General features: G+C 70.4%; 5 protein-coding genes. 2 read left to right on the forward strand and 3 right to left on the reverse strand.

The annotated features are described in order from the left end of the window. Complete coding sequence (locus QSK39_RS45615; protein WP_285484058.1) at positions 1-477, reverse strand: hypothetical protein; 477 nt, start codon at positions 475-477, stop codon at positions 1-3. After that, on the reverse strand, positions 474-7,121 hold the full coding sequence (locus QSK39_RS45620) for an RHS repeat-associated core domain-containing protein (protein WP_285484059.1): 6,648 nt from the start codon (positions 7,119-7,121) through the stop codon (positions 474-476). The genes QSK39_RS45615 and QSK39_RS45620 overlap by 4 nt, the downstream gene beginning before the upstream one ends. A 271-nt stretch (positions 7,122-7,392) precedes the next feature. Between QSK39_RS45620 and QSK39_RS45625 the strand changes: the two genes are divergently transcribed. Continuing rightward, a complete protein-coding gene (locus tag QSK39_RS45625) occupies positions 7,393-8,601 on the forward strand; it encodes an SGNH/GDSL hydrolase family protein (RefSeq protein WP_285484060.1) in 1,209 nt (402 codons plus the stop codon). Positions 8,602-8,620: 19 nt separating this feature from the next. On the opposite strand, the gene QSK39_RS45630 is transcribed toward QSK39_RS45625, so the two are convergent. Next, a complete protein-coding gene (locus tag QSK39_RS45630) occupies positions 8,621-11,227 on the reverse strand; it encodes a hypothetical protein (RefSeq protein ID WP_285484061.1) in 2,607 nt (868 codons plus the stop codon). 253 nt (positions 11,228-11,480) lie between these two features. Between QSK39_RS45630 and QSK39_RS45635 the strand changes: the two genes are divergently transcribed. Next, positions 11,481-13,100: an FAD-dependent monooxygenase gene (locus QSK39_RS45635; protein WP_285484062.1), complete on the forward strand. Its 1,620-nt coding sequence runs from the start codon at positions 11,481-11,483 to the stop codon at positions 13,098-13,100. The last annotated feature ends 5 nt before the right edge of the window (positions 13,101-13,105 follow it).

Genomic DNA, 13,105 nt, shown 5'->3' on the forward strand with positions numbered 1-13,105 from the left:
TCAGTCGCGGCCGGCGGCCGGCGGGTACACATGGTGCTCGTCGGCAGTGCCGACCGCGAACAGCCGCCAGCTCTCGACCTTCGGACCCGAACTGTCCGGCATGATTTCGAGCCTGATCGAATCCGAACCGTGGACCGCCTCGACGGCCAGCAGCCCCCCGGGGCCGATCCCGGTTCCGGTCACCCGGTAGTCGCCCTCGGCGAAACTCGACGTCAGGGATTCCGAGCGCACGTCGTACATCGTGGTGAAGTCCTCGAACGCCACTGCGCGGTCGACGCCGGGCTTGGGCCAGTTCATGTCACGCGAACCGATGAGGATCACGTCACCGTGCACGGCGCGGAACGAGCACTGCGCGTGGATCGTGTGGTCGACCCCGTCGTCGGGCCGGAACACCACGACCACCATGTTCACGATCCGCCTGATCTCGGTCAGGCGCATGCCTTCCAGCGCCTTGACCGCTCCGGCCGTCGAAGTCATTCACCACATCCGAACATGCGCAGTCCTTCTCGCAGGATTTCCTGATACCGGCCGCCCAGGTCGTGGATGTTTCCGTGCCAGGCCCGCCGGTCCGCGTTGGTGAGCGTCTTCCCCGTGAGCTGCCGCACCCGCCGGACGATCTCGTTCCAAGCGCCGTCCACTTCTTTCTGCTGGTACTCCCGGCTTTTCGACGTCGTCCTGCCGTCGTCGTCGTAGTTGTCGCCCTTGTCCCAGTCACGCAGGATCGAGTCGTCGAGACCACCGTCGCCGCCGGTCGCAGCGTACATCGCGCCGCCCATGAGGACGGCCGCACCGGCACCGGCCGCGGCACCGAGACCGACGGCGGCGACGCCGACCTCCGCGACACCGACCCCCGCCGCGACGATCGCGCCGCACGGCTCCAGGATCGCGCAGCCGACGCCGCCGATGATCGCGCCGCCGATCGCGAGACCCCACCCGAGGCTGTCCCAGAAGCTGAGGCCGGTGCGGTCGGCGTAGAGAAGCGGGTTGCCCCCGGCGTACGCGTACGGCGTCCGGGTCGTGTCGAGCAGCGGGTCGACGCTGAGGAACAGCGCCGTCGCCGGGTCGTAGTAGCGGGCCCGCAAGTAGACCAGCCCGGACTCGCTGTCGGTGTACTGACCCGTGTACCGCAGCGGCGTGCTGACGCTGCCGGCCGAGCCGGCCACGCCGTAGGGCGTGTATGTATAGCTCCCGGCGACCGCGCCGGCGCTGTTGAGCAGGGCGAGCGTGGAACCGATCTGATCGTGGACGAACCACGAGCTCGCCGCCCCGCCGATCTGCTCGATCGGCAGCCGCCCGGGCCCGTAGAGATAGCCGGCGGTCCCGTCGGTCAGGATGTTCGGCGTGTCGCCGTTGTCCCACACGAACGTCGACGTGACCCCGCCGACCGTCTTCGACGCCCTGAGGCCGTTGCCGTCGTAACGGTAGGTCGCCGACGTGGCGGGCCCGGTGAACGCGGTCAGCCGCGATGCCTGGTCGTAGGCGTAGGCCGCCGGCCCCGCCGTCTTCCGGTTGCCGATGCCGTCGTGGGTCACCGCGGTGGCACCGGTGGGCGGTGTGGCGCAGGCGGGGTTCGACGCGGTGCCGCTCGGCAGGGACCAGCACAGCTGTCCGGCCGCGTCGAATGCCTGGGTGGCGGCGCCGACGGTGGTCGGGTTGTCGGCGGCATCGGTCGTGTAGCTCGCCGAGCCGTCCGAAGCCAGTTGCTCCTTGGGGTTGTACCCGAAGCTCTGCGACGCGGACCCGACCGCCCGGGTGGACAACTGCCCGATGGGATCGCGGCCGTAGGTCGCGGAGAGGACGGTCGTGGTGCCGGTGACGGCCGTGGTCGAGGTCAGCCGGCCGGTGTCGTCGACGCCGTCGGTGACCGTGGTGCCGTTCGGGTAGGACGTGGTCCTCGGGATACCGTCGTTGTCGTAGCCGAACGTGGTCTTGTTGCTGTTCCAGTCGGTGACGGTCTTGAGCCGCCCGGCGTCGTCGAAGGTGCGGAGGACCGGCGTGGTCTGGCCGGGGTAGGTGATCGACGTCTGGTTGCCGTCGTCGTCGTAGCCGTACCCGACCGTGGCGCCGGAGCCCTGGGTCTGGGCGATGACCTCGCCGAAGGCGTCGTAGGTCCACGTCGACGTCCCGGTGCCGTCGGTCATCGTCACCCGGTGCCCGTCCGGGTCATAGCCGTAGGTGACATTGGGCGTCACGCCGTCGGAGTACTTCACCGACTTCGTTTCGCCGGCCGGGTCGTAGCCGATGGTCGTGACTCGTCCCAGCGCGTCGGTGCTGGTCAGGACATGCCCTGCCGGGTCCGGGTGGGAGCTGGTGGTGCGGTTGTCCGGGTCGGTACGGGAGTCTTCGCGTCCTTGCCCGTCGTAACCGTAGGTGGTCTTCGCGTTCAGGCCGTCGATGGTGTCGGCGATGGTGCCGTCGGGGTTGTATTCGGTGATCTGGGTGGTGTTGTCCGGCTGGGTGACCTTGACCCGCTCCCCCGCCGGGTCGAACGTCGTGATCGTGGTGCGGTGATCTGCGTCGGTGGTCGAGGTCTTGTTGTCGTCGGCGTCGAAGGTCGCCGATGTCGTGTGGTTCAGCGGATCGGTCGTCGCGGTGACGTTGCCGTGGGCGTCCTGGTGGTAGTTGGTGCAGCCCTTCGCCGGTGGGGTGCACCCGGGGTTGACGCCCGCTGCGGTGCCGTTCTCGTCGACGCTGGAGGTGAGCCACCCGGTCGCGGTGTCGTAGCCCGACTGCGTCCTGTCCCCCGCCGGGTCGGTCACGGAGACCTTGTCGCCGAAGGCGTCGAACGCGGTCGTGGTGGTCTTGCCGTCGGGGTCGACGACGCGGGTCTGGTCCGCCGGGTGCGCGGCGTCGTCGTAGTAGAAGTTCGCGGTGCGCACGGGGGCGGGGCCGAAGTTGCCGGTGGTCGACTCGACGACGTTGTTCGCGCGGGTGATGGTGGTCGAGGTCAGGTCGAGCACGCCCGCCGCACCGGCCGGGAGGTGGCCGGTCTGGTCGTATTGGTCGACCGTCGCGACGCCGTTCGCGTCGATGGTCTCCAGGGGGTTGCCCGCGTCGTCGTAGACGTAGTTCGTGGTGAAGCCGAGGGCGTTCGACTCCGACGTCTTGTTGCCCCGGTCGTCGTAGGTGAAGGTCTCCACGCCACCGTCGGGGTCGGTCTGCGTACTGACGCCGAGGGTGAGCGGGTCGTAGGTGTACGACGTCGTGCCGGCGTCGGCCGTGCCGTACCCCTTGGTCTCCGAGACCAGGAGGCCGTTCTGGTACGTGTCCAGCTTCTTGTGCCCGGCCGGGTCGGTCGTCAGGGTCTGCCCCGCGGCCAGGCCGCCGTCCGGGCCGTAGGTGAACGTCGTGGTGTGCCCGTTCGGGTCGGTCTGCGTGTGCACGCGCTCGGCGCTGTCGTAGACCATCGACGTGACCGCGGCGGCCGGGCCGGCGAAGTTCGCCGGCGTCCGCATCGACGTCATCAGGTGGTTGGCGTCGTAGGTGTACTTCGCGTGGTCGTCGTCCTTCAGCACCGGGGTGCGGGTGGTGCCCACGCCGTAGACGTCGGTGAGGTCGGAGTTGCCGTCGTAGCCGTAGGTGATCTGGCGGCCGGCGGTATCGGCGAGGCCGGTGATGTGGTTGCCGGTCCAGGTGAGCGTGTACTTGCGGCCGCCGGGATCGGTGATCGTCCACAGGTGACCGGAACCGTCGTAGGCCAGCGTCGTCTGGTAAGCGGGCGACGCCTTGCTGCCGGCGAGGTCCGTCTCCGCGGTCGGCCGGCCGGTCGCGGCGTCGAAGGTGAAGATGGCCTTGCCGCGCCGGGTGTACACGTAGTTCGAGCCGGTCTTGACCAGCGTTGCGTCGAAGCGGGGCGCCGCGGGCGTGTACGTGCCACCGGAATCGAGGAAGGTGACGGCCGAGCCGTCCTCCTGCTTCACCGTCACGTTGCCGGTCGGGCCGTCGGTGACCGCCGACAGGTTGTAGGAGAAGGTCCAGCCCCAGCCGAAGGGGCCGTCCGCGGCGAGCGCCTTGTCGGGGCCGTCGGGGTCGGCGATGCCTTCGGCGTAACTGCGCGAGAAGTTCAGCGCCGCACCGCGACCCGGGGTGGCCAGGTCCGGGAACTCCTGCCCGAAGTAGCCGGTGGACGTCTCGACGGGGTCACCGGCGGTGCGCTTCGCGCAGCCGCAAGCGATGAACGCGGGGTTGCTCCCCCGCGGCGCGTCCTGGATACCCGGCGGGCCGCCGATCGGCTGCCCGGGTGTGCCGCCTTGCGGGACGAAAGCGACGGCGTCGAAGGCCACGTCGAAGTCCGAGTTCCCGAACCCGCCGTTGTCGATCGAGCTGCCGTTGTTGTTCAGGGTGACGTTGCCGCCGTTGGTCATCGCGAACGTGCCGATGGTGACCCACTGCTCGGAGTTCCACGCCTGGTTCACGCGGATCTTCCACGGCGCGACACCGCCGCCGGGGTTGATGTCGTAAACCACGTTCGTGGCCTGCGCGCCGAGGCCGGGCAGGTGCAGCTTCACCTTGTAGTACTGCAGCGACGGCAGGTTCGGGGTCCACACGCCGGTGTTGATCAGCGCCGGGTTCGAGCCGTCTTCGGTGTGGCTGAACAGAACACGCCCGCCGAGGCCGGTGCCGAGCTGGTGGGTGTCGATCGCGCCGATCGGGTCACCCGCGGAGTTCGTGCCGTAGGTGTAGGTGAACGTGCCGTTGCTCGACCAGTTCGAGGCGCCGCAACCCTGCAGGTTCAGCCGGTTCGGTTCGTCGTCGACGATGATCGAACCACTCGGCACCTTGGCCGTGTCCTGGCTGCACGTCGGCGGGTTCTGCGTCGGGTTCGCCGGCTCGCTTCCCCCCGACACCGCGTACGGACTGGTCGCGCACGTCGTGGCACAGCCGGGAATCCACGTCACCGGGTTGTGCCACCAGCACTGGAAGTCGTCCAGCATGCAGTGACTCGCGCCCGGGTTGGACGTGTTGGTGGCGTTCGGGTCGCACTGGTTGGCCGACAGCGAACACATCGCGGTGAACGGCGCCGGCTGCACCCAGTGCTGCCCGCCGTTGTACGTCGGCTTCGCATACGCCGCACTGCCGTAGCGGATCAGCGGGCTCGCCGTCCAGCCGAGCACGCGTTCCTGGTACGGCCAGCTCGCCGGGTGCGCCGCGTCGGCGTAGGTGTCCTGCAGGTACGGGTCGCGGTTGGGCGGGTAGTCCAGGTTCGCCGGGTTGTTGGTCCAGCCCAGGCCCCACGTGCCGTGCGGGCCGGTGCAGGACGGGCCGGGCGTGCAGCCGGTCGTGTTGCCGTTGGCCGCGTTCGGCTGGATACCGGAGTTGTACGCCCAGGCCGCGAAGTACCAGTTCTCCAGGTACCGCGGGTCGGCGTTGTTCGCGGTGATCCCGGCGGAGTAGAGCTGGTTCCAGGTGGTCTCGAGGATCTGCAGCCCGGCGGCGATGTTCTCCTGGTAGTCGACCGCGACCTTCCACTGCCCGTGCTCGGACAGCGCGTGGTCGCCGATGTGCATCCCGTCGGTGACCTGGCTGATCCCGTACCCGCAGTCGGAAGCGGCGTAGTTGATCGACACGATGTCACCGCCCGCGCCGTAGTAGCTGGCGATCAGCGGGTCACCCGCCGTGCCGGCCGGGGCGTGCCAGGAAGCCTGCGACCAGTTCGACTCCTGGGCCATGATGCCCTCGAAGATCGACCGCGGCACCGTGTTCGTGCCACCCGCCGGGTGCGACAGCGGGATCAGCGGGAAGTCGCTGTTCGGCGCGTAGGCGACCAGGCCCATGTTGCCGAACCCGGCCGGGCGCGTGTAAGCGCTTCCGGTCAGCAGGCCCTGCTCGGCCAGCTGCACGGCCCAGTTGACCTGCGCCGGGTTCGGCTGCATCACCTGGCGGTTCGCGTTCAGCGGCGGCACCGCGCACTTCGGCGTCTGCGCCTGCGCGGAGTTCGCGGTCGCCGGGGCCGCATCGGCCTTCGGGCTCAACCGGTCGGCGTGCGGCGCCTGCACGGGCTCCGGCGCGGCGGAATAGGTGGGCACGGCGGTGAAGGCGGCCCGGGTCGTGGCCGGGACCGCGGGGGCGAGTACCTTGCCGGTCTTCGTCGCCAGCAGCGCGGGCTTCCGGCCGTCGACGTCGGGACTCAGCAGCACATCACCGTCCAAAGAAGACGTTTCGGCGCCGTGCGCGAGGCCGCCGTCGCCGACGCTGCGCACCCCCGCGGCGGCCAGGACGCCAGGAGCCGCCGGGGTGGCGCCGGACAGCACGGCGTGCCCCGCGCGGCCCTGGAACAACTGCAGCCGGGTCAGGTCTCCGGAGCCGAGCGTGGTGACCGCGCCGGCGTGCTCGTGCGCGGCGGTCGCGGTGCGGGTACCGGGCTTGACGTGCAGGAAGCCGACACCGCCGTCGGCGGCCGGGCGCACGTCGTAGACGTCGCCGGGCACCGTGGCGAGAACGGCCGGTTTCCCCTTGGCGGGAACGGAAACCAGCCGGTTTCCCGTGACGCCGACAATGCCGGAGCCGCTCGGGACAGCGGAGGTGATCTGGCCTGGTGTGGTCACGTCCGCGTCGATCCGGCCGGTGGCCAGGTTCGCGGTGAGCAGCCGGGTCTGTCCGTCCAGGGCGACGGTGAACACCGCGGCGTCGCCGGTGCCGCAGCCGGGCGAGTAGTACTTGAGGCCGACACCGCCCGCCAGGGCGCGCACGGCACCGGTGCCGAGGTCGACGGAGTAGGCGAACGCGCCGTGGTCGCGCGCGGCCTGGGTGTTCACCGCCGACGCGGGCAGGATCGCGACCGCGGCGTACTTCCCGTCACCGGACACGCACTGGTAGCCGGTCCACGAGCCGTCGTCGAACCCGGCCGGGTGGATGAGGGCAGCCTCCTGCCACGCGAACCCGGCGGCTTCCCGGCCCAGTTCGACGTGGTAGCCCTGGGCGTCGCCGTAGCCATCGACCGCGAGGTCGGCGGATTTCGCCGCGTCCGGCCCGAAATCCGCCGGTTTCGGTGCGAGGGCCGCTTGCGCGGGCGCGGCGGGCTTTTGCGCCGCGCCCGCCACCGCAGTGGCGGAGCCGAGCAACGCGAGCACGCTGACCAGAACCGTCAGACCGTGGAAAACGGACAATCTTCGAGCGCGCACGATCCCACCGGACACGGCAGACCCTCCCCCTGAACGAGCGGCCGCCGGAATTCCGGGGCGCCACCGGGAAATGTAACCGGCGGCCTTTCCTCGCCCATCGACCATTGGAGTGATCTTCGAAGCCGCGCGGCCAACAGGACAAACCGGCACGAACATCTCGCCGCCCTCGAAACCGGCCGCTTCGGACGACCAGAACCCTGAATACGTCTGGCCATTTCCGGCAAGGCGTGGCAATACTGGAACTCCCCCACCGAAGAGGTGATTTCCGGTAATGACGAAGAAGACACTCCTTGCCGTCGCGACAATCATTTCCCTGATTTCCGGCAGCACGAATACGGCCGTCGCGGAAACCGATTCCTCCGCGCACCGGCCGATTTCGGCCTGGTCGCCGAGCATGACGATCGGCGGCCCGAACTTCACCGACCGGACGCTGCGGATGGTCGTCCACCCCAGCGTCGGCGGTGACGCGCTACGCGTGCACCTGTCGAACCTGCGCGGCACCACCCCTCTCGCCGTCGGCGGCGTCAGCCTCGCCCTGCAGGCCGGGCAGGCGACCGCCGTCGAGGGATCCCGGCGCACGGTCACGTTCTCGCGCGCGAGAACGCTGACGATCCCGGCGGGCCAGGAGGTCGTCAGCGACCCGGTGGCGCTGCCGGTGCGCGCGGAGCAGAACCTGCTCGTGAGCCTGTACCTGCCCCAGGCCACCAGCTCGGCGACCTGGCACTCCGACGCCTTCGACGTCTCCTACCTCTCGAAGCCGGGCGACCACGCGGCCGACACCGACGACGGGAACTACGTCACCGCCACGACTTCCTGGTACTACCTGTCCGGTTTGGACGTCGTCTCCCCCGCCGCCACCGGCACCGTGGTGACCTTCGGCGACTCCATCACCGACGGCTACAACACCCCGGCGAGCGTCTACCGCCGCTGGCCCGACGACCTCGCGCGCCGGCTGGCCGGGTCCCACCCGGCCGCGGTCGTCGACGCCGGGATCGGCGGCAACCGGGTGCTGACCGACGTGCCGAACATCTGGCAGGGCGTCAGCGCGCTGAAGCGGTTCGCCCACGACGCGCTGGCGCAGCCCGGCGTGCGGACCGTCATCCTCATGGAAGGCATCAACGACATCGGGAACAACGCCGGCCCGGACGGCGGGCCGCTCACCGCGCAGCAGCTGATCGACGGCTACCGCGCGCTGATCCGGCAGGCGCACGCGGCCGGGGTGCGGATCCTCGGCGGGACGCTGCTGCCGGACAAGGGCGCCGGCTACTACAGCGAACCCGCCGAGGCGATCCGCCAGGCGGCGAACGCGTGGATCCGCACCAGCGGGCAGTTCGACGGCGTCGCCGACTTCGACCGGGCGCTGCAAGACCCCTCCGATCCCGCGGCCCTGCGGGCCGGCTTCGACTCGGGTGATCACCTCCACCCGAACGAAGCCGGCATGCAGGCCATGGCCGACGCGGTCGACCTGCGGCTGCTCTGACTTCAGGCGGCTTCTGACTTCAAGAAATGCGGAAGCCGTCCACCAGGAAATAGGTTCCGCTCTTCTTGGAAACGGTCAGCGTGTGCCGCCCGGCGGCGAGCCCGGTCACCGAATAAACGGGGACCCGGGTTTGCCGCTGGGCGGTGTTCGCACTGACCGTTCCCTTCGCAACCCCGTCGAGCGTGACGGCGATATCCCCTTCGTCGGAATTCGTCTCGGTGAGGAGGCTGATCCCCGTCCCGGTGAAGGTGATCGACGCCGCATCGCCGTCCTGCTGGGTGTAGTGCACCCCGCCGTCGAGGTCGCCGTAGGTGCGTGAACCGCTCGAGGCCCAGCTCCCGGTGTAGGCGATCCGCAGATCGTCGTCGTCGAGCACCTTGCCCGGCGGGGTGCCCGGCCCGGCCGCGTCGATGATCGCCTGGGCCGCGGGCGGCCAGCGGCCGTCGGTGACCACAGTGGACGGTTCGAGGTCGATGTCCGTGCCGCTGTTGTTGTAGCGGTCGGTGTCGGTGAAGTTGCCGTGGATGGTGTCGTCGTGGATGGTCGGCGTCCACAGGTTCAGCCACAGCGAGCCGTTGCTGAACTTCACCACGTTGTCGTGGGTGTTCCACAGCGAGCTGCCCTCGTCGTGGTAGATCATGTTGCAGCCGTTGATGCATTCGCCGAGCACGTTGCCGACGAATTCCGACCCCGATGCCTGGCCGCCGAGGGTGTAGATCGGGCCGCCGTCGAACAGCACGCCCATCACGCTGTGCACGTGGTTGCCGACGACGTGGTTGCCGCCGGTGTAGGTCGTGCCGTGCAGGCACGGGTCGGGCAGGCCCTGCTTGGCCTGCAGCGCGCAGCTCGACGCCCAGCCCCAGCCCCAGCCGATCGAGACGCCCGAGTACGGCGTGTAGCCGATGTCGTTGTGGGACAGCGTGGTCCCGCGGCTGTGGCCGACCCAGACGCCGACGGCGTCCTGGTACTCCTGCCCCGGCCGCTGGACGACGTTGCCGGCCACGGTGTTGCCGCTGGTCATCAGCGACAGCTGGGTCTGGTAGTAGTCGTCGACCTCCCCGACCGCGACGCCGCTGCCGCCGAGGTCGGTGATCGAGCTGCCGGACACGGTCGAGTCCTGGGTCTGGTCGGCGAGGTCGATGCCGCTGGTCCCGGTGTGCTGCACGGTCACGCCGGTGAAGGCGATCCGGGCGCCGCGGTGCACCTGCACGGCGGCGGGGATCCGGGTCGGCGTCCGGGTGGCCGGGTCCCACAGGATCCCGGCCTGGTTGTCGATGTAGCCCGCGGTGCTCGGGGCGGTCCAGGTCGTGTAGGCGAAGGTGATGCCTTCGAACGCGATGTCGTGCACCGGCGCGACGACGTCGGGGATGACGGTGACGGCGTCGATCAGCAGGTAGTCGCCCCCGGCCTTGACCACGCGGACGGTGTGCTTGCCCTTGGCCAGCCCGGTGACCGAGACGACGGCCTGCTGCGCGAGGCGTTCGCCGCTCTTGGCCGACACCGTCTGCTTCTTTACGCCGTCGACGTAGACGTCGATGTCGCCTTCGTCGGAGTTCGTCTCGGTCAGCATCTGGATTCCGGTGCCGGTGAAGGGGTAGCTGAAGGCGTCGCCGTTGTTCTGGGTGTAGTGGACGTCGGCGTTCAGGTCGCCCAGGTGCCGGTCGCTGGAGTAGTTCCAGCTGCCGGTGTAGGTCGCGCGCCAGTCGGTGTCGTTGAGCGGCGCGAGGTGCCCGGGGGTGCCGGCCAGGTCGAGCAGTTCCGGCGCGACGGGCAGTTCGACGTCGGCCTTCGCGAGGTCCTCACCGGGCCGGGGCACGTAGTAGAGGAACCCGGCGTCGCCGTCGAGGTAGAACTGGCCGGGGGTGCCGAGCAGCTGGTAGGCGTTTTCGAGCCAGGTCACGCGGTCGAGGCTCGGCAGGCCGGCGCCGTTGAACGGGAAGCTGGGGTTGGGGACCGAGGTGTGGTTGTTGGTCCAGCACCCGGGGTCGACGGTCAGCGCCGAGCCGCCCGACGCGCCGGGCGTGATCGAGGCGAGCGGGCAGCGCAGCTGCTTCCAGCCGTTGTTGGCGACGACCTCGACCCCGGCGGCGTTCGTCCAGGACGTGAAGGACGCGTCGGCGGTGGTGAACCCGGTGGCGGACACGGAGAACCCGCCCGGGTCCTGGGCGGTGCGGGCGCGCACCGCGCGGACGCCGTTCACGAACAGCTCCCGGCTCGCGGTCCCTTTCGGCACCGGCGCGCGGTAGATGTTCTTGGTGGCGTCGGTCTTCCGGAAGGCGCCGACCTTCAGGGCGCCGCTGAAGACGGGCGTCTGGCCGGGCGCCGCGCGGTAGACGACGCGGTGTCCCGGCCGGCCGGAGTCCTGCACGCCCAGCCGCAGCGGCGTGGTCAGCGAGTAGGTACCACCGCGCAGTTCGACGACGACGTCACCGGCGGCCCGCGGGACGAGCCCGCGGACGCGGTCGCGGGCCGTGGCGAGGTCGCACGGGACGGCGGAGCTGCAGGCGGAGCCGTGGCCGGACGGGGCGGCGTAGAGGACGTCCGGGGGTCTTCCGGGAGTGGCGCCGACAGCCGCGACAACGGCTGCGGCGGTGACCAGGTGCGCGACGGCGGTGGCGATTCGCATCGGGGATCTCCGGCGGGTCAGCGGACAAACATCAGATGAATATAGCTCGGAGTCCGGCGCTGCGGGACACCTGATTTCGACTCTGATAGCCGCCTGATCCGGGCAGATGCCCGGGTTGTGGCCCGAATGGGACAATGCAGGACAGGATCCGCTGCCGCTCTTGACAGCGCAGAGTTCCTACCTTTGGCTGTCCCCGGCGGCGCTCACGTACCCTGCGCGATGACGATCACGCCGACCCGCGGGGAGCCTCGCCATGACGAGCAGCACCGAGCACGTGGAGACCACCGAGGTCGTCATCGCCGGCGGCGGGCCGGTCGGGCTGACCCTCGCCCACGAACTCGGCTCCCGCGGTATCGGCTGCGTCCTGCTCGAACCGCGGCCGGAACCGAGCCTCGCTTCGCCGCGGTGCAAGCAGATGAACCCCCGCTCGATGGAGATCTTCCGGCGCCTCGGCATCGCCGACGCCGTCCGCGGCAACGCGCGCCTGCCCTTCGGGTGGTCCGACTCGGCGGTCTTCTGCACCGCGCTCACCGGGCACCGGCTGGAACGCTTCGACGGCGTCTTCGCCCTCAGCGACGTCCAGCGCCCCGACCTGGCCGAACCCGCGCTGTGGTGCGCGCAGAACCACGTCGAGGAGGCCTTGCGCGACACCCTCACCCGGCGCGAAACGGTCAGCGCGCGCTGGGGCTGGACCCTGACCGGCGTCGAGCAGGACGCCACCGGCGTCACCGCCACCGCGACGGACGACGCGGGCCGGGAGCGCGTCGTGCGGGGCCGCTACCTGGTCGGCGCCGACGGCGCCCGCAGCGCCGTGCGGCGGGCCTGCGGCATCCCGCTGACCGGGCGGAGCCACGAGATCCGGAACGTGCAGGTGATCTTCGACGCGCCGGGGCTGTCCGCGCGCCACCGCCTGGGCCGCGCCGTGCAGTACTGGGTCGTCAACCCCGAAGTCAACGGCCTGATGGGCATGCTGACCACCGACGACCTGTGGTGGGCCATCATCATCAACGCCCGCGAAGACGCCGACGCCGCGTGGTACGAGCGGGCGGTCCACCGCATGATCGGCGCCGAAGAACCCATCACCGTCACCGCGACCGATCCCTGGACCGCCCGGATGCTGGTGGCCGACCGCTACCGGGACGGCCGCTGTTTCCTCGCCGGTGACGCCGCCCACCAGAACCCGCCGTGGGGTGGATTCGGTGCCAACACGGGCATCGGGGACGCCGCCGACCTCGGCTGGAAGCTCACGGCCGCTTTGCGCGGGTGGGCCGGCGACGACCTGCTCGACTCGTACGAGACCGAACGCCGTCCCATCGCCCGGCGCGCGATCGCCGAGGCCGAGCGGAACATGCGGGTGCTGACCGGCGAGCTCGCGGTGCCGGGGTTGGACGGCGACGGACCGGACGGCCGGGCCCTGCGTGCCAAGACGGCGGAGCTGATCCGGCAGGCCAAGACCGCCGAGATGTACACCCTCGGTTTCGTGCTCGGCACCGCGTACCCGGGCTCGCCGATCGTCCTCCCCGACGACGGCCCGGCGCCGGCGTCCACCGGGACGGAGTACCGGCCGTCCGGCGCCCCGGGCAACCGGCTGCCGCACCAGTGGCTCAGCCGGAACCGGTCACTCCAGGACGAGCTCGGTCCCGGCTTCACGCTCCTGGAGATCGCGGCACCACCGGCACCGGAGTGGGAACCGGCCGCAGCGACGGCCGGCGTGCCGTTGACCCGGTACCGGCTCAACCGGCCGGACCTGCACGGTCTTTACGCCGCCCGGTACGTCCTGGTCAGGCCCGACGGGTACATCGCGTGGCGCGGCGAGGCTTCGCCCGGTGACCCGCGCGCGGTGCTGGACCACGCCCGGGGACAACACGGCTGACCCGC

The organism is Amycolatopsis sp. NBRC 101858 (assembly GCF_030269325.1).
Lineage (GTDB): Bacteria > Actinomycetota > Actinomycetes > Mycobacteriales > Pseudonocardiaceae > Amycolatopsis > Amycolatopsis ponsaeliensis.

Bases quoted from the DNA above. Each gene is read 5' to 3' on its own strand.
- QSK39_RS45615 (WP_285484058.1), bottom strand. From the start codon at position 477: ATGACTTCGACGGCCGGAGCGGTCAAGGCGCTGGAAGGCATGCGCCTG.
- QSK39_RS45625 (WP_285484060.1), top strand. From the start codon at position 7,393: ATGACGAAGAAGACACTCCTTGCCGTCGCGACAATCATTTCCCTGATT.
- QSK39_RS45630 (WP_285484061.1), bottom strand. From the start codon at position 11,227: ATGCGAATCGCCACCGCCGTCGCGCACCTGGTCACCGCCGCAGCCGTT.
- QSK39_RS45635 (WP_285484062.1), top strand. From the start codon at position 11,481: ATGACGAGCAGCACCGAGCACGTGGAGACCACCGAGGTCGTCATCGCC.